The following is a 21,197-nucleotide window of genomic DNA, read 5'->3' on the forward strand; positions in this document are numbered from 1 at the left end:
GACCCTGTGGTGATATGGAAAGTTCTCGTGACCGGTAAGCGCTACGGCGTTGTTTGCCCTCGCCATTACGGGTAGACTTCCACCCCTTATCTGTATAAGGAGTCATCAACATGAGCGAAACGGCAAGCTGGCAGCCGAGCGCACCCATTGCCAATTTGTTGAAACGTGCCGCTATCATGGCGGAAATCCGACGTTTCTTTGCCGATCGCGGCGTGCTGGAGGTCGATACCCCGGCGATGAGCCAGGCGACCATTACTGATATCCATCTGGTGCCTTTCCAGACGCGTTTTGTTGGCCCGGGTGCCAGCGAAGGTCGTGATCTCTGGCTGATGACCAGCCCGGAATACCATATGAAGCGCCTGCTGGCGGCGGGTAGCGGCCCGATTTACCAGATGGGGCGCTGCTTCCGTAATGAGGAAGCCGGACGTCACCATAACCCTGAATTCACCATGCTGGAGTGGTATCGCCCGCACTACGACATGTATCGCCTGATGAATGAAGTCGATGATTTGCTGCAACAGGTACTGGAGTGCGATAGCGCAGAGTCCCTGTCATACCAGCAGGCATTTATTCGTCATCTGGAGCTGGATCCGTTATCCGCGGATAAAGCACAGCTGCGTGAAGCGGCCGAGAAGCTCGGTGATGGTGAACTGGCACGTGATGAAGAGGATCGCGACACGCTGTTGCAGCTGCTGTTTATGCTGGGCGTAGAGCCGAAAATTGGTATCGATAAGCCAACGTTTGTCTACCATTTCCCGGCCAGCCAGGCGGCATTGGCTGAGATCAGCACCGAAGATCACCGCGTCGCGGAGCGTTTCGAGGTGTATTACAAAGGGGTAGAGCTGGCGAACGGTTTCCGTGAGTTAACCGACAGTCGCGAGCAACGTCAGCGCTTTGAGCAGGACAACCGCCGCCGTGCGGCCCGTGGCCTGCCGCAGCACCCAATCGACACCAACCTGCTGGATGCACTGGCGCACGGTATGCCTGCCTGTTCTGGCGTGGCGCTGGGCGTGGATCGTCTGATTATGCTGGCGCTGAAGGCCGACTCATTGAGTGAAGTTATCGCTTTCCCGGTTGATCGCAGCTAATCCCCGTCATACTTCACGCTACAGGTGCGTTGGCTACGTGTGCTCACCCCAGTCACTTACCTGAGTAAGCTCCTGGGGATTCTCACCCTTGCCGCCTTCCTGTAGCGTGAATTATTTAGGGGATGAGACGGGGGTTCTGCCCGGTCAGTTTCCGCTCTGCGGGAACTCTTCGATCGTCACTGGCAGTTTCATTTTTTGCTCATTACGCAAAATCTGCACATCAATCACCGAGCCGGGGCGGATCTCGGCGACCTGATCCATGGTCTCCTGCGCGGAAACGGCGGGTTTGCCATTGACGCTCAGCAGTACATCGTTGGCCTGAATCCCGGCATGGTCGGCGGGGCCGCCTGGCGTGACTTCGCTGACAATAATGCCCTGCACACGATCGAGGGTGCTGCCCTGGCCGTGTAGCGGTGGCATTTCACGTCCGGTGATGCCGATATAACCGCGGATCACCCGGCCATCACGAATCAGTTTATCCATGATTTTGGTTGCCAGTACGGTAGGAATGGCAAAGCCAATCCCTTCTGGCGTCTCGCCATCGTTACTTTTATCAAATGTCAGGGTATTGATGCCCATCAGCTCGCCCAGCGAGTTAATCAGTGCGCCACCGGAGTTGCCCTGGTTGATAGAAGCATCGGTTTGCAGGAAGTTCTGACGACCAGAGGAGCTAAGACCGACGCGACCCGTGGCGCTGATAATGCCCTGGGTAACCGTCTGGCCGAGGTTGTAAGGGTTACCGATGGCCATCACCACATCGCCGATATGCGGTACGCGTTTAGGGTTGATCGGAATCACCGGCAGATTCGATGCGCTGATTTTCAGTACGGCCAGATCGGTCATGGCGTCGGAACCGACCAGCGTCGCTTCAAAGAAACGGCCATCCTGCAATGCGACGATAATCTGGTCGGCATTATTGATGACATGTTTGTTGGTAAGGATGTAGCCTTTGCCGTTCATGATCACGCCGGAACCCAGCGTGGTAATGCCGCGATTGTTATTACCATTCGCGCTACGGTTATAGACGTTGACGACCGCAGGCACAGCACGACGCACACCCGGATTAAAGCTGAAGGGTGCCTCATCATTGCTGTCGTCATGTGCAATCAGGGCACTGGTGCCCATGCGGAGTGTTGGGATCGCTGCCAGCAAAATGCCCGCAACGATCAGGCCCATCACCACAGAACGCAAAAGTTTAAGAAACATGGTGTTAGTTTAAGCCGGATAAGATCGCAGGGCAGGATAGCATGAGAAAGGCGGACAAACACCTGCTTGTCCGCCAGTTGTGATGATTATCGTAAGAGCAGGTAAATGCTGTCTTCGCCACGCATCACATTCAGTGCCAGCACCGGCGGTTTTGTATCCAGCACTTTGCGCATTTCCGCCAGGCTTTCAACCCGGTTGCGGTTCACGCCGACGATCACATCATCTTTCTGCAGCCCCACCTGTTCAGCCGGGGTACCTTTCTCGATGGTATCGACTTTCACCCCTTTATCGCCCGCTTTGGTCGTGCCATCGCTCAGGGTTGCACCCTGCAATGCCGGTGACAGCAACTGCGCACTGGCGGTGGTTTGCGCACTTTGATCCAGCGTGACGTTCACGGTGATCGGTTTGCCATCGCGCAACAGACCCAGTTTCACCTGCTGGCCCGGCGGAGTGGTGCCGATTTTCACGCGCAGTTCGGCAAAGCTGGTGATGGCTTTATCATTCACAGAAGTGATGATATCACCGGCTTTAATGCCCGCTTTTTCGGCTGCGGATTTCGGCAGCACTTCAGAAACGAAGGCACCACGCTGCGCATCGACATTAAATGCCTTCGCCATATCGGCGGTCATTTCTGTCCCTTTGATGCCCAACTGCCCACGTCGTACTTCGCCAAATTGAATCAGCTGCTGCGCCAGATTCATCGCCATATTGCTCGGGATCGCAAAGCCAATGCCGATATTGCCGCCGCTGGAGGCCAGAATCGCGGTATTGATGCCGATCAGCTCGCCATTGAGATTGACCAGCGCGCCACCGGAGTTGCCACGGTTAATGGCGGCATCAGTCTGGATAAAGTTTTCCAGACCTTCGAGATTGAGGCCGCTGCGGCCCAGCGCCGAGATAATGCCGGAGGTGGCAGTCTGGCCGAGGCCAAATGGGTTACCAATGGCGACGGCGAAGTCGCCCACTCTGAGGGTATCGGAATCGGCGATTTTCACCTGGGTCAGGTTTTTCGCTCCTTCGATCTGAATCAGCGCGATATCGGTCTGCTCATCATGGCCAATCAGTTTGGCGTCATACTCGTTGCCATCGCTCAGCTGAACGCTGATTTTGTCCGCGCCATTCACCACATGATTGTTGGTCAGCACATAGCCTTTAGCGGCATCAATAATGACGCCGGAGCCAAGCCCTTCAAACGGCTGAGGTTGCTGGTTTTGTCCCGGCATCTGGCCAAAAAAGCGTTTCAGTGGCTCAGGTAAATCCTGTCCTTGTGCAGCGGTTTCGGTGCCTTCCACATGCACGCTGACCACGGCAGGTAACACTTTTTCCAGCATCGGTGCCAGGCTCGGCAGTGCCTGCCCCTGGATTTGCGCCGGGAGAGTCGCCAGTGCGTTCGGCGCGGCGGCCAAACTCATCCCAATGCTCAAGGCTAATGCGCTTAACAGTCGTGCTTGTTTTTTCATTGCTACAAGGCTCTCGCTGCGAAAAGGGGATTAAAAAAGTGTGACAGCTGTTTGGGGTAAGGGTTCGATAAACAAAAAGGGCACAGCGTCGCTGTGCCCCAAAAAGATTAATTACGCGGTGCGCGGTCGCCGCCACGTAACAGGCCGGATGCGCCATCAGAATAGTCGCGCGGGATTTGCACCGGCGCCTGATCGTTATCCGCTTCCGCTTCCGTCAGCTGGTAGGCAAACGGATTTTTCTCGCCCGGCAGATTCGGCAGCAGGTCGTTAGAACCTTTCGCCATATGCTGATAAAGCTGGCGGTAATCACGCGCCATGTTATCCAGCAATTCTGCACTGCGCGCAAAGTGGTTGGTGAGTTCTTCGCGATAATCCGCCAGCTCAGCTTTGGATTTCTCCAGTTCGTACTGCATGGTGCGCTGTTCGCGCAGTTTTTTGTTGCCAAAACGCACAGCGACTGCGCCGACAATAATGCCAATCACTAAACCAATCAGCCCGTATTCCCAGGTCATAATGACTCCCGTGTAATTTCCGTTGCTTCGTAGGGCATTGCTTCTGTTTCAACTTCAATAGTAGCCACTATACCCGTTAATCTATTGGAAGTGGAACTCTGGAGCGGCATCGCTTAGTGTAGAGCGGCCTAATTTTCGACAACCGACATGTGAATCGGACTTTTTCAGGGACTCTGAGAGAACAATGCAAACCTCATCTCCGCTTGCGCGCTATGAGCAAGCGCTGTCGCAGGGCGAATTTCGCCCGGATGACGTACAACGGGAAGCCATCACCCGCTTAGATGCTATTCAGCAAGGGCTGATAGCGCGTCAGCCAGCAACGGCCCCAGCCAGCAAAGGCTTATTTGGCCGTCTTTCTAAGCTGATGAATAAAGAGAAAAGCAGTAAAGAAGCGCCGGTGCGTGGCCTGTATATGTGGGGTGGCGTGGGGCGTGGAAAAACCTGGGTGATGGACCTGTTTTTTCAGTCTATTCCTGGCGAGCGTAAATTACGCCTGCATTTTCACCGCTTTATGCTGCGTGTCCACGAAGAACTGACGCAACTGCAGGGGCACAGTGACCCGTTGTTAATCGTTGCGGACCGCTTTAAAGCCGAAACCGATATTCTCTGTTTCGATGAGTTTTTTGTCTCCGATATCACCGATGCCATGTTGCTTGGTACGCTGATGGAGGCGCTGTTTGATCGCGGCATTACGCTGGTGGCGACCTCAAACATCCCGCCGGATGACCTCTACCGCAACGGTTTGCAACGCGCGCGCTTTTTGCCCGCCATCGAGCAGATTAAGCGTCATTGCGATGTGATGAATGTGGATGCGGGTATTGATTACCGTCTGCGTACCCTGACGTCGGCGCACTTGTGGAGCTTCCCGCTCAATGACGCCACGCATGCGGAAATGGAGCGCATGTTCCGCGCCTTATCCGGTAAAGCCCGCCATGAGGCACCGGTGCTGGAAATTAACCATCGCAATATGCCGACGCTGGGCGTGCAGGACGGCGTGCTGGCGATAGATTTTCTGACGCTGTGCGGCGAAGGGCGCAGCCAGCATGACTATATTGAGCTGTCACGTCGTTTCCACAGCGTGCTGTTGTATGATGTGCCGGTGATGATTTACAAGACGGAAGATCAGGCGCGCCGCTTCCTCGCGCTGGTGGATGAATTCTACGAACGCCATGTGAAACTGGTGGTGGCTGCTGAGACGTCGTTGTTTGAGATTTATCAGGGTTCGCGTCTGAAGTTTGAATATCAACGCTGCCTGTCGCGCCTGCAGGAGATGCAGAGCGAGGAGTATCTGCGTTTACCGCATCTGCCCTGATTCGGCGCAAAAAACTAACGTGGGGGCGTAAAAAAGTTCGATCTTTACGGGCGACTTCTCTATAATCTTGCGACCCCACGTTACGGCAAAGGTTTTTCTTCCCAGGAACCTTTGTGATCCGGTAACTCTACCTGAGGGGGTGGGCTTGCTGGGCGAAATGGTCGTGTGAGCCTCAATCGTTAACTTAGCGTTTGGGATTTCACCAACGTGTAACTTTATTTGGGTAAGCTTTTCAATGAAAACTTTTACAGCTAAACCAGAAACCGTCCAACGTGACTGGTATGTTGTTGACGCAACTGGCAAAACCCTTGGTCGCCTGGCGACTGAACTGGCGCGCCGTCTGCGTGGTAAGCACAAAGCGGAATACACTCCGCACGTTGATACCGGTGATTACATCATCGTTCTGAACGCAGAAAAAGTTGCTGTAACTGGCAACAAGCGTAGCGACAAGATTTACTATCACCACACTGGTCACATCGGTGGTATCAAGCAGGCGACCTTCGAAGAGATGATTGCCCGCCGTCCTGAGCGTGTGATTGAAATCGCGGTTAAAGGCATGCTGCCGAAAGGCCCGCTGGGTCGTGCTATGTACCGTAAACTGAAAGTTTACGCAGGTAACGAGCACAACCATGCGGCGCAGCAACCGCAAGTTCTTGACATTTAATCGGGATTACAGGCAATGGCTGAAACTCAAAACTACGGCACTGGTCGCCGCAAAAGCTCATCCGCTCGCGTCTTTATCAAGCCGGGTAGCGGTAACATCGTAATTAACCAGCGCTCTCTGGAGCAGTACTTCGGTCGCGAGACTGCACGCATGGTCGTGCGTCAGCCGCTGGAGCTGGTTGATCTGGTTGGTAAACTGGACCTGTACATCACCGTTAAAGGTGGTGGTATCTCTGGTCAGGCCGGCGCGATCCGTCATGGTATCACCCGCGCTCTGATGGAGTACGACGAGTCTCTGCGTTCTGAACTGCGTAAAGCGGGCTTCGTTACCCGTGATGCACGTCAGGTTGAACGTAAGAAAGTCGGTCTGCGTAAAGCACGCCGTCGTCCGCAGTTCTCCAAACGTTAATTGTTGCTGCTTCGGCAGTCACAGTTGGCACAAAAAACCCGCTTCGGCGGGTTTTTTGCTTTTGCTGGATAGGGATTGTTGCCACAAAAACGCGAGCTTTACCCGCATTTTGCCTGCAAATCACTTTCCTCGCCCCACAAGCTGCTTAAAATCTGGTAAACTGACTGTCACTTTGCGCCCGCGAGCCGGAGCGTATTGCGTGCTATTTCCGCCAGGATGGGCGAAAAATGCCGCAAACGCTGGCTGTGTGCGAATCTGATAAGCAGGTGAGTCGCCGTGTGGTTGGCTATTCGCAGTAATTTTTTGTGAACAAACTTGGAGGTTTTCATGGCTGTCGCTGCCAACAAACGTTCGGTAATGACGCTGTTTTCTGGTCCGACTGACATTTTCAGCCATCAGGTACGTATTGTACTGGCTGAGAAGGGCGTCAGCGTGGAGATCGAGCAGGTTGAAACGGATAACCTGCCGCAGGATCTGATTGACCTCAACCCGTACCGCACAGTGCCAACGCTGGTAGATCGTGAACTGACGCTGTATGAATCCCGCATCATCATGGAATATCTTGATGAGCGTTTCCCGCATCCGCCGCTGATGCCTGTCTATCCGGTTGCTCGTGGCGAAAGCCGTCTGATGATGCACCGTATTGAGCAGGACTGGTATAGCCTGATGCGCATCATTGAAACCCGCACCGGTGCAGAAGCCGATGCCGCGCGTAAACAACTGCGTGAAGAGCTGCTGGCAATTGCTCCGCTGTTCTCACGCACGCCGTTCTTTATGAGCGAAGAGTTCAGCCTGGTTGATTGCTATCTGGCACCGCTGCTGTGGCGTTTGCCGTCTATGGGTGTTGAGCTGGCCGGAGCCGGATCGAAAGAGCTGAAAGGCTACATGACCCGCGTATTTGAGCGTGACTCTTTCCTCGCTTCACTGACTGAAGCAGAACGTGAAATGCGCCTTCAAGCCCGGGGCTAACCTATGGAAATGTCGCAATTAACGGCCCGTCGCCCTTATCTGTTGCGTGCGTTTTATGACTGGTTACTTGATAACCAGCTGACGCCGCATCTGGTGGTCGACATCAATCTGCCTGGTGTACAGGTTCCGCTGGAATATGCGCGTGATGGTCAGATTGTGCTGAACATTGCACCGCGTGCCGTCGGCAACCTTGAACTGGGTAACGAGCGTGTTGAGTTCAACGCACGCTTCGGTGGGGTGCCGCGTCAGGTTTCAGTACCGATGGCGGCGATTCTGGCTATTTATGCTCGTGAGAACGGTGCCGGCACCATGTTCGAACCGGAACCAGCTTATGAGCTGGCAGCCCAGGACGAGCTGGAAGGCCAGGAAGAAACCATGATGTCGGTGATTGATGGCGATCGTCCCGATGACTCCGCTGACGATGAAACTCCGCCAGATGATGAGCCGCCGCCGCGTGGTGGGCGTCCTTCGCTGCGCGTAGTGAAATAAACGCCAGCTGGCCGATGAGGTCACAATGAAAAAAATCCGGGAACAGTGCGTTTCCGGATTTTTTTTATGCGACCTGAAGATTAGCCTTTATAAGGCTCCCAGGCCTGTGACCAATGCTGGCCTGCATCAGGCTCGTAAGCCCATGCTACACCGCCACACCAACTGGTATATGGCCAGGGTTTACACTGATAAAGACCGCCTTTATTGGACACCACATCGCCAGCCTGGTAGTTGGTGCCTTCTTTATAAGCGGGATACTCAGATGGGATCGAGTCACCGGCCAGTGTCGTCACTTCCAGCGTTTGGCTCTTGTCAGAAACACTGTTGGTCACGCTGACAGCAGCAACCTGATACTGATATTTTGTTGCGGCAGATAATCCGCTATCAGTGAGACGCGTCTGCGTCGTTTCTTTAATCTGCACGCCGTTACGATAAATAACGTAGTGTTTGATCGCCACATTACTCACGGCTTCCCAGCTCAGCGTCGCACTGTCTTTAGTGATAGCTTCCGCTTTTAATCCCTGAGGCGCGGCGGGAGTACAATCTTCGCAGCCAATACCCGGCGTGGTTACTGAGGTGGTCTGGCTGGGTAATGAAACATTGCCCTGCTTATCCTGGGCAGTGACGAAATAGTCGTACCTTGTCTCTGGCTTAACATTATTATCCACATAGGAAGGGATAGGTGTTGAGGCGATATTTATGTCATCACGCCAAACCTGATACTGGCTCACACCCTGGTTATCCGTGGAGGCTGTCCAGGAAAGGGTGATCTTATTGGCCGCAACCTCATGAGCGGTTGGATTACCTGGCTGGCCTGGCGCTTCATGATCAATATCAGGAAGGGTATTTTCATGTACCAGTCCGGCATAACGTCGCACAAACTCGTTACCATAGGGATTGCCATTGGCACTGGTGCCCGCATCCCAGTTAATTGACCAGGTCATCAGTCCTTTAATTGGCGTGCCCTGCGCATTCAGTTTTTGCCAGGCAGCGCGGACATCGGCTTCGTTACGTGCATAACCGTTAGCGGCTGCATCCGGGTTGCTCGGCAGGCCAATTGCCAGTTTATTCGCTGGGATCTGAATAAATCCGCGTGTGCCGTGGATCAGTGAGTCAGTCAGATAATACAGGAAATCTGCTTTACGTGATTCATCCCCCTGAGTCACCGAACCGCCGGGAATATCCGATGCCCAGATTCCATCGCCCGCCTGGTTATAATATTGTGGGGCGATAAAATCATAATAACCCTCTAATGACTTAATGATCGGTCCATAAGCACCGTATGTTGCCAGGTAGGGGAATTCAGGGGCCATACTGATAATAAATTTGGGATACTGATTTTTAACGATTTTCAATGCAGCAGGAATTTCTGTCTGATTGGAAGCCGCAGTAATTGAGTGACCTTCCAAATCAATATCGATACCGTCGATACCATAAAGATCGATCAGTCGAATAATTTCGGCGGCAAACTTCTGCCCATCACCCGGTTTCAGGGCGATATCACGCGCATCGGCTCCCCCGAGTGACAGCATTACCGCCTGACCGCGTGCATTCAGCGTGTCGACTTCTTTACGGAACGCTTCGTCCGTCATGTTATAAGGTTGGAAAGTCGGGATACCGTTATCGGTCATAAACGCGACTGTCACGACGTCATATTCTGCCGGGACCTCTGATAATTTAATATAAGGTGCGGTGCCTTGTTGATAACCGTCTGATTTACTGGCCCAGTTGTGCCAGAATCCGATCAGAATCGGTTTTTGGCTGATGTCCGGCATCAATGATGCGCCATCCGCAGCAAAGCCCGCCTGGCTGGTTAAACCCATGCCCACTAAAACAGCGGCGGCCAGACATTGTTGTTTAAAACTTTTCTTCATGAAGAATAAAACCCTTTAAATAAGCGAAATTATCTCCCGTAGTGTATTTAAAAAGCAGGGGTGGCTATTTAGGGTCTATCCCTGAATAAAAACGAAGCGTCTTTTTCTGATTGGCGGTATGGCTGGTGAGAGGAAGAATTTTCTTAACGCCAAAGAAAAATGCCAGTCAGCATTCACTGACTGGCATTCGATGACACGAACCGTTTTATATCGAGGTCTTAGTAGACGTCACGCAGATAGCGTTTGTCTTTCTTCAATTGGTCGATATAGGCAGCGGCACGCTCGCTGGACAAGCCACCGAACTGGCGTACCACTTCGTACAGTGCGGAGTCGACATCTTTCGCCATGCGCGATGCATCGCCACACACGTAGAAATAAGCCCCTTCCTGCAGCCAGGCGTACAGCTCAGCGCCTTTCTCCAGCATACGGTTCTGCACGTAAATCTTCTCTTCCTGATCGCGTGAGAACGCCAGATCCAGGTGCGTCAGCAGGCCGCTTTGCTGCCACTCATTCAGCTCATCCTGGTAGATGTAATCGTGTTCCTGATGCTGGTCACCAAAGAACAACCAGTTTTTGCCTTCAGCTCCGCTGACTTTACGCTCCTGCAGGAAGGCGCGGAACGGTGCGATACCGGTCCCAGGACCGACCATGATCAGCGGTGCCTTGTTGTTAGCGGGCACGCGGAAGGCTTTATTTGGCGAAATAAAGATTGCCGGTTTCTCGCCGCGACGCACACGTTCAGCCAGGTAGGTGGAGCAAACACCGTTACGGGCGCGGCCACCACTGTGATAACGCACAGAGGCGATGGTGAGATGTACCTGATTCGGGTGCGCTTTCGAGCTGGATGAGATGGAGTAAGCACGGTGTTGCAGCGGACGCAGCATCGCAACAAATTCCGGCACTGACAGGCTACGCGTCAGCTCCAGTTGCAGCAGATCCAGCGTGTCTTTGCCCCACAGCCACACGCCGAGGGTATCTTTGTCGTCGTGCTGCAATACATGACGCAATTCCTGGTTAGTGGTGTTCTGGCCTACCCACTCAATCAGTTTGCGTGACGGCTCGGAGATTTCGAACTGGTACGTCAGCAAATCGCCGAGGTTACGGTCAAAGCCCGGCACCGGCGTTTCATAATCAGCGTTCAGCTGGGTCAGCAGCAGCGTCACCAGCGCAGGGTCATTGACTGGGATCACACCCAGTGCATCGCCCGCTTCGTACTTTAGTCCGCTGTCCGTCAGATCAAACTCAAAGTGACGGATATCTTTGCCCGACTGTTCGCCAGAAAGGCGTTTATTGGTCACCAGCGCAGCGGCATACGGGTTCTGCTTGTTGCTACCCGGAATAACCGGTGCTTCCGGCGCGCTCTCCAGCACGGTGCCGCTGCTGCCGGCACTGGCGGCAAACTGTGGCATGGTGCTGCCAAGCCATGCGCTGGATGGCTCTTCGTAATCAATGTCGCAGTCGATACGGTCAACGACGCGTTTAGCACCCAGTTGCTCCAGGCGCATATCGATAAATTTACCGGCCTGGCAGAAGCCGTCATAACCGGTATCACCAATCGCCAGTACGGCGAAGTGCATCTGCTCCATGCGTGGCGCAGTGCTGGCAGAAATGGCCTGCCAGAACAGCTGTGCGTTGTCCGGCATTTCGCCTTCACCATAGGTAGAAGTGACGATCAACACATGACGCATGGTCGCGAAGACATCAATGTCCACTTCACCCAGCGCCTGCACTACCGGCACCAGGCCTTTGGCGCGTGCCGCTTTCGCTGCCGTCTGGGCCAGCGCTTCGGCGTTGCCGGTCTGCGAACCGAACAGGATATGAAGCTGGGTCGTGGTCGCCGCGCCCGCAGCCGGTGCGGTCTGCTGCTTGTCCTCTAACACCAACAGGCGCGAGTGGAGACCGGCGAGAAAACCCGCCAGCCAGTATTTTTGATCACCATTGAAAGGTGCATCTTCAGGAATGTAAGGAATCTTCATGGGTACTTTTACTCAATCCCGTTATCCCCGTCATATTTCAAGTTGCAGGTGCGTTGGCTGCGCTCGTTCACCCCAGTCACTTACTTATGTAAGCTCCCGGGGATTCACTTTCTTGCCGCCTTCCTGCAACCTGAATTATTTAGGGTATATATTCAGTCGATTATTCACAAATTGTTAGTACAGCTATCAGGATAATTTTCCGACAGCTGCGGCAATTTCCGGCAATGCCGCACGGGCAAACAGCTCTTCAAAATCAGGCAGATGACCCAGCACATCACGGTTGCGCGCGTCCTGATAGATGATCCAGCCATAGGTCGCCAGGCTATCCATTGAGCGGATGTTACGTTGCGTCAGCGCCGCTTTGTAATCCGACATTCGTTTGGAGGCGATCAGGCTTGCCAGTTCGTCATCGTTGTAGTTCTCGATAGCGGAACGCGCATGACGTTGCAGCTTGCTTACCAGAGAGAAATCTTCTGTCATCAGCAGGTTACGCACCGCCTTCTCAACGGCCGGATCTTCCACCGATGTCCCTTTGGGCAGCTTGCTCAGAGCCAGCTGCTGCGCAAAGCTCAGCACGGTGTAGTTGTTCAGCAACACGAACATTTCCAGCGTATCAGTGGCACCATAAGCCGGAACCGCACCATTGGCGATGGTTTTACCGGCACGCCAGGCCGCTTTAAATTTCGCCACCTGATGCGCCGCCAGCGACGTTGACAGTTCTTCCAGCAAATCCTTACGTGACTTCGCCTTCAGAATCTCACCGCCATCCTGATAGAGCAACAGTGAACGTGGCATGACGTAGACGAAGTGGTGACACTCGGTTTCCCAGTTCGCCAGCAGCCATGCGGCACGCGGCGAGTTGGTCGCTTCCAGATGCCAGTTCAGCATGGTCAGCACCGCTTGTTTGTGCACTTTCGCCATTTCGTCTTCATCGGCGATGGAGCCAAACAACACGGAGTCTCCGGCGGCGTGCGCGGCCAGCGAACCATACGGGTCGTACTGATAAGCAAAGCCGCCGCTCATGCCGTTGCCAAAGCCTTTACCGAAGGTACCGAGGTTGAGAATGGCACCGTTGGTCATGTATTCACAGCAGAAGTCACCGACGCCTTCAACCACGGCGGTAGCGCCTGAGTTACGTACCGCGAAGCGGTCGCCCGCCTGGCCCTGTACAAACAGTCGGCCACCGGTGGCACCAAACAGCGCGAAGTTACCGATCAGCACGTTGCCGTCGCTGTCCTGTGCGCCGCCGCCCGGTGACATCACCACCAGTTCGCCGCCGCACTGGCCTTTACCGACGCCGTCGTTACAGGTGCCGTAGTGCTTCATCTGCATACCATCGTTGCAGAAGGCACCAAATGACTGACCGGCAGAACCGGAGGTATGGATCTGTACCGTGGCCGGTGCCAGATAATGACGACCACGGTCATCTTTGAACACCGCCGGGATGGCTGCTAATTGTTGCGCTGACAGTTCATGGTTCAGCATGCGCTCGATATCGATCGCCAGCTGGCCGCCCACGCTCTTGTTACGGTTGTTGAGGGTGATGCCTGCGCCCAGTTCGATAGCACGGCTACCTTTGGCAACCAGCTGGTCTTGCAGTTCTGCCACCCAGCCATCATCCAGGGTGAAATCTTTTTCCAGGTAGACCGGCTTGGCGATCTTCTGCTCTGGCACCACGGTCAGCATGGCGCGCAGGTCCAGCTTGCCCACTTCCAGCGGATGATCCATCAGGTGCAGCAGGTCAGAACGGCCACGTGCTTCACGCAGTGAGCGCAGACCCAGGCGTGCGAGGAACTCACGCACTTCCTGTGCCACGTTGATGAAGTACTGCGCCAGCTGGCGCGGGTCACCGTCAAAGGCTTCGGCATTGGTGGTCAGACCGGCCGGGCATTTGACGTTACAGTTTTTCGCCATCACGCATTTCAGCATCATCAGCGCTGTGGTACCAAACTCGAAGCTGTCGCCGCCGAGCAGGGCGGATTTGATCACGTCGCTACCGGTCTGCTGTGCGCCGGAGCAACGCAGCTGAACTTTATCGCGCAGGCCATTGGCACACAGCGCCTGATGGACTTCCGCGATGCCGATTTCAGCCACACGACCGGTGTATTTCAGGCTGGTAACGGATGCTGCACCCGTACCACCGGTGTTACCGGCGACGTTGATGACATCCGCACCCGCTTTGGCAACGCCAACCGCGATGGTGCCGATACCTTCGGAGGACACCAGCTTCACGATGACGCGCACGCGTGCTGCTTTACAGTCGTGAATCAGCTGCGCCAGGTCTTCGATGGAATAGGTATCGTGATGTGGCGGTGGTGAAACCAGCTCCACACCCGGTGTACCGCCACGGGCGGCCGCGATTTCTACCGTCACTTTCGGTGCCGGTAACTGGCCGCCTTCGCCCGGTTTCGCTCCCTGACCGATTTTAATTTCCAGCTCTTCCAGCATCGGATCGGCAAGGTAGGCGGCCCAGACGCCAAAGCGACCGGATGCCAGCTGTTTGATGCGCGAGGCACGGATGGTGCCGTGGCGCGAATAGTGTTCGCCACCTTCACCACAGTTACTCATGCCGCCGACCATGTTGGTGCCGTGGGCCACCGCTTCATGGGCCGGTGCCACCAGCGCACCGTGGCTCATCGCACCAGAGGCAAAGGTACGGGTGATTTCGTGTGCAGGCTGAATTTCTTCCAGCGGCAGCGAAGGCAGGGCAGTAAACAAGCGTGACAGGTAGTCAGCGGCTTTACCGTAAGCGGTGATGTGCAATGCGCCATTCACCACTTCGCTGCTTTCGATCTCGTCGGAGAAACGGGTTTTCAGCGCACGCGCCAGTGCTGCCAGACGCTCGCTTTCCGGTTTCAGGCCAGCGATGGCGTCAACCAGACGCAGAGTAAACTGGTTCAGGCTGCCGTTAACCGCTTCACATTGCAGGCCACGCGTCGCGAAGCCATTGTTCACCAGCGAGTAGCGACCCAGCTTGCGGCCAAATTCGGCTTCGCTATCAACGTGGGTCAGGTCGCATGGCAGCGCAAGGATATCGCGCAGTGCCGCCGGACGACGTTTACGTTCGGCATACATCAGGCTGGAGAACTGACGATAATCCGGCGTGATGGCAAAGTTATCGATGACATCGTTCGGGATGCGTTCGAAGCTGCTGTCTTTAAAGGACTCAGCTTTGATGTTGAAGGCATTATCCAGCTTCGCCAGCGTCATCAGGCGAATAAAGTTATCCTCTTCGCGTGCTTTGTCAGCAAAGCGAATCGGCTGCTCCGTCATATCAATAAAGGTACGCACGGCGATGGTGCCGTAAGAGTGACCAGCGCCTTCGGCACGTTCTTTAAACAGGCCGAGCAACGGCACTTCTGCCTCACCCTGAATTTTCAGCGAGCTTTGATGCCAGTCAACCGCCATCTGGGCGATAGCCGGGAAGCCCGCGCCACCGACCGGCGTTTTGATATTCGGGAAGTATTTTTTCAGTACCGGGTCATTGGTATCGAGGAAGTTCGGTTCGAAGAACTCACCGCAGCTGTAGCTTTCCACCGTACACAGACCCACTTTACCCATGGTTTTCATCAGTGCTTTTTCTGCGGCTTTGGCATAGCGTTTAAAGGCTTTGTTGCCTTCTTCGCCCTCACCAAATTTCTCCTCGGCACGCATCTGCACGCCCAGCGGATAAACCGCAGAGGCACCGAAGCCCAGCGTAGCGGCGATATGGTGTGAAGAGATGCTCTGGCCGCTTTCCACGACCAGTGAGACATCGAGACGCAGACCTTCCTGCACCAGACGCTGGTTGATGGCAGAGACCATCAGCAGCATCGGAATTGCGGCATGGGTAGAGGAGATATGGCGGTCAGTCAGGACCGCGATACCACCCTGCTGGCGAGCGAAATCCACCACCTGCTGCGCCAGGTCATCAATGGCTTTTTCCAGTGCAGCAGCATTGGCCGCACGGCTGACGATATCTTTGCCGATTACCGGCTGATACAGCATCTCAAAGCGCTGGTATGGAGCCACTTTCTGCTCGCGCAGACGCAGCATATCAAGGTGGGTCAGGATCGGGGTTGGTACCACAATCTGCTGACCTTTGCTGCGGCCCAGATGCGGCTTGGCACCCAGCGCTACGCGCAGCGTCATACCGTCCGCTTCACGGATGGAGTCGAGCGGCGGGTTAGTGACCTGGGCAAAGCGCTGTGAGAAGTAGTGCGCCATGCCGCCTTCATGATCGGACAAACCATTGATGGCGTTGCCGTAACCCATCGCTGAAATTTTCTCAGCGCCGGTTTGCAGCATCGGGTCCATCATGAATTTGAAGCTTTCCTGGTTGTAGTAGTAGGCGACAAAACGCTGATAGGTTTTGAGGTCACCACTATAACGCAACGGCGAGCCGAGTTTCTCCGCCGGGATCTCCGGCAGATCTTGCAGGTCAATACGGGCCGCACTCAGCAGGGCTGGGTAATCTTTTTCAGCAGCCAGTTTTTCCAGCGCTTCAACGGTGGTGAAGGAGCGTTTTTCACGGTGATCGTAATACAGCATACCGCCCGCTTCGATACGGCCACGGCGCAGGACGCTTTCTGGCGGGAAGGCAATCTGGCCCGCTTCAGACATGGCACCGATATATTCTGCGGTCTCGACGGAACGCAGTGGGCGCAGACCGAGACGGTCCAGACGCGCACCAATCACTTCGCCGTTACCAAAAATCAGCGCTGCCGGACCATCGTTTTTCTCTTCATACAGAGAGAAATATTCCAGCATGGCGCGCACTTCGGTTGAGAGCGACGTGTCGTTCTCCCAGGCTGGCGGCATCATCGAGACCACGGCGTTGATCAGATCAAGATTGTCTTCCATCAGGCGGCTATGGATGCTCTGGTCCAGACGTGAGCTGTCTGACTGGCCGTTCGGACGCACAATCTTTTTACCACGCGCCAGCGCCAGTGCAGATTCGGCGATGCGGTTTTTACGGTCAGTGTTCAGTTCCCCGTTATGGGCCATCAGGCGGAACGGCTGCGCCATGGTGGTGTGCGGGTCGGTGTTGGTCGAAAAACGGGTATGGAAAAACAGACCGCGAACATGGTGGTCCGGGTCGGTCAAATCTTTAAAGTACGGAATCACTTCATTGGAGTTCAGGCGCGCTTTGAATACCTGGGTGCGCGAGGAAAGCGACAGGGGGTAGAGACCACCAAATTCGCTCTCAGTAAAGGCCTGCGCTTCAATGTCCAGCAACGCACGATAAATGCGTTGCTCAAATTCGTTCTGGCTGGCGATGTCCTGCGGAGCAGCAAACACCCACTGCACAATCGGCAGCTGGAATTGCAGGGCAGCCGGGCGCGTTACGCTGCCGTCCAGCGGCATGTCGCGTTTCACCAGCACCGGCAAGTTATAGGCTGCCAGGGTTTCTTCCACCAGGCGTTCGGCATTGGCGCGCAGTTCGGCATCTTTAGGGACAAAGAAGTTGCCTACGCCAAAGCGGCCAGTTTCCAGCGGCTGACCAGTGACTTTACGGAAGAAGTGCAGAGAAAGGTCGACGTTTACGCCAGCACCATCGCCCACGCCTTCTGCCGACATCCCGCCACGGTGCGGCACTGTGCATAGTGCGCTGTGCGCCATTTGCAGGATCTCATGAGTCTGCTCGCCGTCCTTACGGGTAATGAAACCTACACCACAGCTATCACTGCCCGCTGTTGGATCATACAAGCCATAGGGATAAGGTTTTTGAGTGGACATTGAGGGTCTCCTTAAACAAACTGCTGTGACATTACCTGCATTATTTCAAGCACAGAGCACTGCTGAGTCAGCTCACAGGCGCTGTATCAATTTCTACCCCGCCCGGCAATGAGCGGGCGTCGCAACACCGAACAATTCCTCTCAAGACATAGTATGGACGTCCTTGATGAGTTGCTCTTAAATCCGGGTCTCTTAACTGGAGATAACTTGCATCTAGAGGGAGTCTTCTTGCTGCATAGATATGCCGAGACACTGGCCCGACAGGAAAGCATCCAGCGGAGTTCCAACTTATCGGGAAAGCGTACTCAGGTCAAATAGCCAGTCTTATTGAGGGTAATATGCTTTTTTGTGATTTAAGATGATGATTTTAATCATTAAATTAATGAAAAAGTTGTCAATGTGCCTGTTGGCAATCCCGTAAGAAGTGTGAGCCGTCTCACTGTGGTGCAGCCTCCAAATCTGTGCACCATGCTGGGGCCTGGGGTGTTTTCAGCATAAAATGCTGTTCAGGCCACTTCGTGCACAGCATGTATCTGTTTTTCTTATGGCGTCATATTTGAATCAGGAAGGGGGGTGTCATTAGTAAAATTAATCATGCTGCGCGTGATTAAAACATCGCTTAAGTTGAATGGATATGCAAAAAGGAACAGCAACCATTGGACAATATGGCTGCCAGAGTACTGATTAGCACGGCGTGCTGAGAAATGGCCGCAAAAGCGCGGCCCTCCAGATTATTCAGTTGGCAGAATTAGTCAAGCGCTTTACGCATAAACACGGGAACGTCGGCGAAATCATGCTGCAATGCACCATAACGGGGCATAACCACAGCGATACGGCGCGGCCAGTAAGCGCGCCTCCCCGATAATTGCGCTATCATGAGCCAGATTTCGTTCAGGGAGTGGGTAATGAAACAGATTCGTCTTTTAGCGCAATACTACGTTGATTTGATGGTCAAACTGGGGCTGGTGCGCTTTTCGCTGCTGCTGGCTTCGGCGCTGGTGGTGCTGGCGATGGTGGTACAGATGGCCGTCACTATGGTGCTGCGTGGCCACGTTGAGAGCATCGATGTGGTGCGGTCGATTTTCTTTGGTCTGCTGATTACCCCCTGGGCAGTCTACTTTCTCTCGGTGGTGGTTGATCAACTGGAAGAGTCACGTCAGCGCCTCTCACGGCTGGTGGATAAGCTGGAAGAGATGCGAACGCGCGATCTTGAGCTGAATCAGCAGATGAAAGAAACCATTACGCAGCTCAACCAGGAAATTGCCGACCGTATTAAAGCCGAGCAGGCGCGTGAGCAGGTGATGGATAAGCTGCGTGAAGAAATGGCTCGCCGCGAGCAGGCACAAATTGAACTTGAGCAGCAATCCTCCTTCCTGCGCTCTTTCCTTGATGCTTCGCCGGATCTGGTGTTTTACCGCAATATCGATAAGCAATTCTCTGGCTGTAACCGCGCGATGGAGCTGCTCACTGGATTGAGTGAAAAGCAGTTAATTGGTCTGACGCCGCGTGATATTTATGATGAAGATGCCGCTACCAAGGTACTGGAAACGGATGAGAAGGTGTTCCGCCATAATGTGTCGCTGACTTACGAACAATGGCTGCAATATCCCGATGGACGCAAAGCCTGCTTCGAAATCCGTAAAGTCCCTTATTACGATCGTGTTGGTAAACGCAGTGGCCTGATGGGCTTTGGCCGCGATATTACCGAGCGTAAGCGTTATCAGGACGCGCTGGAGAATGCCAGCCGTGAAAAGACCACCTTTATTTCTACCATCAGCCACGAGCTGCGTACCCCGCTGAACGGGATTGTGGGGCTGAGCCGCATTCTGCTGGATACCGATCTTAATCAGGAGCAGCTTAAGTATCTGAAAACCATCCATGTGTCGGCCATCACCCTCGGTAACATTTTCAATGATGTGATCGAGGTGGACAAGATTGAGCGACGTAAAGTGCAGCTGGATAACCAGCCGCTCGATTTCACCGGTTTCCTGTCCGATCTGGAAAACCTCTCCGGCCTGCTGGCACAGCCGAAAGGGCTGAAGTTCGTGATGTCACCTGAACTGCCGCTGCCGCACAAAATCTGTGCTGATGGCACGCGCCTGCGACAGATCCTGTGGAACCTGATTGGTAATGCGGTGAAATTCACCCAGCAGGGTGAAATCGTGGTGCGTGTCGCTTATCACCAGGATGAAACCCTGCGGTTTGAGGTGGAAGACTCCGGTATGGGTATCCCGCAGGAGGAGCAGGACAAGATCTTCGCCATGTATTATCAGGTGAAAGACCAGCATGGCGGTAAACCGGCCACGGGCACCGGTATCGGGCTGGCGGTGTCCCGCCGCCTGGCACAGGCGATGGGCGGCGATATCAGCGTGCGTAGCGTGCAGGGACAGGGTTCCTGCTTTATTGTCGAGATCAAGGCACCACGCGTCGCTGAAGAGGTTGAGGATGACAACCTCGACGACAGCATGCCGTTGCCCGCGCTGCATGTCCTGTTGGTGGAAGATATTGAACTGAACGTGATCGTGGCGCGTTCGGTGCTGGAGAAACTGGGTTGCAGTGTTGAAGTGGCGATGACCGGCACTGCGGCTCTGGAGATGTTCGATCCGCAGGAGTTCGATCTGGTGCTGCTGGATATTCAGCTGCCGGACATGACCGGCCTTGACGTGTCGCGCGCCATTCATCAGCGACATGCTGGTGAGATATTGCCGCCACTGGTGGCGCTGACCGCCAATGTGCTGAAAGACAAGAAAGAGTATCTGGATGCTGGCATGGATGAGGTGCTGAGCAAACCGCTGGCAGTGCCTGCGCTGACAGCGATGATTAAGAAGTTCTGGGATTATCAGGCTGAAGCAGATACGCCGGTAGTCGCACCTCAGGTGGAAGAGAAAACCCGTGCGCTGCTCGATGTCCCCATGCTGGAGCAATATATCGAGCTGGTTGGACCTGGATTGATCACCCAAAGTCTGACGATGTTTGAAAAGATGATGCCAGGTTATCTTGATGTGCTGGATTCCAACATGATGGCGCGTGATCAGAAAGGCATTGCTGAAGAAGGGCACAAAATCAAAGGGGCTGCGGGGTCAGTGGGTTTGTTACATCTGCAAAAACTGGCGAAGCAAATTCAGTCACCGGAACTGCCGGCATGGTGGGATAATGTGCAGGAATGGATTGATGAGTTAAAACAGGAATGGCGGCACGACGTTAACGTATTACGTGAATGGGTGGCATCGCGGGAAAGTGACAAACCGTAGAAAAAAATGACCCCAGTCGAAACTGGGGTGCGCGAATACTGCGCCAACACCAGGGAAATTGTCGCTGCTGCTATTATTTGAGGTCTATCCTGAGCAACAGCGTGGTATTGGTTAACGCTTCCAAATCACCTTAGCAAATTCATCATCAGTTGTGACAAGATTCATTAAATTGTGTGATGTTGAGCAGCGTTTAAATACAGAAAACATTAATTTGGTGACACAGTCAAGCAAGGAATCAATTTCTTTGCCTTATTGTGTTATTTTTGACCA

Annotated in this window: 13 protein-coding genes; 7 read left to right on the forward strand and 6 right to left on the reverse strand. The window is 54.2% G+C overall.

Annotated elements, in window-relative coordinates:
* The first annotated feature begins 110 nt into the window (after positions 1-110).
* A complete protein-coding gene (gene epmA, locus CUN67_RS02110; RefSeq protein WP_208713811.1) occupies positions 111-1,088 on the forward strand; it encodes an elongation factor P--(R)-beta-lysine ligase in 978 nt (325 codons plus the stop codon).
* A gap of 144 nt (positions 1,089-1,232) precedes the next feature.
* Here epmA and degS read toward each other — a convergent pair whose 3' ends face one another.
* The 3 genes from degS to zapG all read right to left on the reverse strand — a co-directional run bounded on the left by degS (position 1,233) and on the right by zapG (position 4,266).
* Positions 1,233-2,294 (reverse strand): outer membrane-stress sensor serine endopeptidase DegS, encoded by a 1,062-nt coding sequence (gene degS / locus CUN67_RS02115; protein WP_208713812.1) that lies wholly within the window; start codon positions 2,292-2,294, stop codon positions 1,233-1,235.
* A gap of 86 nt (positions 2,295-2,380) precedes the next feature.
* A complete protein-coding gene (gene degQ / locus CUN67_RS02120) occupies positions 2,381-3,754 on the reverse strand; it encodes a serine endoprotease DegQ (protein ID WP_208713813.1) in 1,374 nt (457 codons plus the stop codon).
* 107 nt (positions 3,755-3,861) lie between these two features.
* Complete coding sequence (zapG, locus tag CUN67_RS02125; protein WP_208713814.1) at positions 3,862-4,266, reverse strand: Z-ring associated protein ZapG; 405 nt, start codon at positions 4,264-4,266, stop codon at positions 3,862-3,864.
* A 184-nt stretch (positions 4,267-4,450) separates the two neighbouring features.
* On the opposite strand from zapG, the gene zapE reads away from it, so the two are divergent.
* The 5 genes from zapE (at position 4,451) to sspB (ending at position 8,108) form a co-directional block, all read left to right on the forward strand.
* Entirely contained in the window at positions 4,451-5,578 is a 1,128-nt protein-coding gene (gene zapE, locus CUN67_RS02130) for a cell division protein ZapE (protein WP_208713815.1), read from the forward strand.
* Between the two features lie 235 nt (positions 5,579-5,813).
* Positions 5,814-6,242, forward strand: a complete 429-nt coding sequence (gene rplM / locus CUN67_RS02135; protein WP_006121722.1) for a 50S ribosomal protein L13 — start codon at positions 5,814-5,816, stop codon at positions 6,240-6,242.
* Between the two features lie 15 nt (positions 6,243-6,257).
* A complete protein-coding gene (gene rpsI, locus CUN67_RS02140; protein WP_013507645.1) occupies positions 6,258-6,650 on the forward strand; it encodes a 30S ribosomal protein S9 in 393 nt (130 codons plus the stop codon).
* A 327-nt stretch (positions 6,651-6,977) separates the two neighbouring features.
* A complete protein-coding gene (gene sspA / locus CUN67_RS02145) occupies positions 6,978-7,619 on the forward strand; it encodes a stringent starvation protein SspA (protein WP_021184232.1) in 642 nt (213 codons plus the stop codon).
* A 3-nt stretch (positions 7,620-7,622) separates the two neighbouring features.
* Entirely contained in the window at positions 7,623-8,108 is a 486-nt protein-coding gene (gene sspB, locus CUN67_RS02150; RefSeq protein ID WP_084872135.1) for a ClpXP protease specificity-enhancing factor, read from the forward strand.
* Between the two features lie 80 nt (positions 8,109-8,188).
* Here the strand turns inward: sspB and CUN67_RS02155 are convergent, their stop codons facing one another.
* The 3 genes from CUN67_RS02155 to CUN67_RS02165 form a co-directional block, all read right to left on the reverse strand.
* Positions 8,189-9,982 (reverse strand): fibronectin type III domain-containing protein, encoded by a 1,794-nt coding sequence (locus CUN67_RS02155; protein ID WP_208713816.1) that lies wholly within the window; start codon positions 9,980-9,982, stop codon positions 8,189-8,191.
* A 218-nt stretch (positions 9,983-10,200) separates the two neighbouring features.
* Positions 10,201-11,958, reverse strand: coding sequence for a sulfite reductase subunit alpha (locus tag CUN67_RS02160; protein WP_208713817.1), 1,758 nt, complete (start codon positions 11,956-11,958; stop codon positions 10,201-10,203).
* 186 nt (positions 11,959-12,144) lie between these two features.
* Positions 12,145-17,676 (reverse strand): glutamate synthase-related protein, encoded by a 5,532-nt coding sequence (locus CUN67_RS02165; protein ID WP_208713818.1) that lies wholly within the window; start codon positions 17,674-17,676, stop codon positions 12,145-12,147.
* A gap of 905 nt (positions 17,677-18,581) precedes the next feature.
* Between CUN67_RS02165 and arcB the strand changes: the two genes are divergently transcribed.
* Positions 18,582-20,927: an aerobic respiration two-component sensor histidine kinase ArcB gene (gene arcB, locus CUN67_RS02170; RefSeq protein ID WP_208713819.1), complete on the forward strand. Its 2,346-nt coding sequence runs from the start codon at positions 18,582-18,584 to the stop codon at positions 20,925-20,927.
* Positions 20,928-21,197 lie beyond the last annotated feature (270 nt).

The organism is Pantoea cypripedii, assembly GCF_011395035.1.
Classification (GTDB): Bacteria; Pseudomonadota; Gammaproteobacteria; order Enterobacterales; family Enterobacteriaceae; genus Pantoea; species Pantoea cypripedii_A.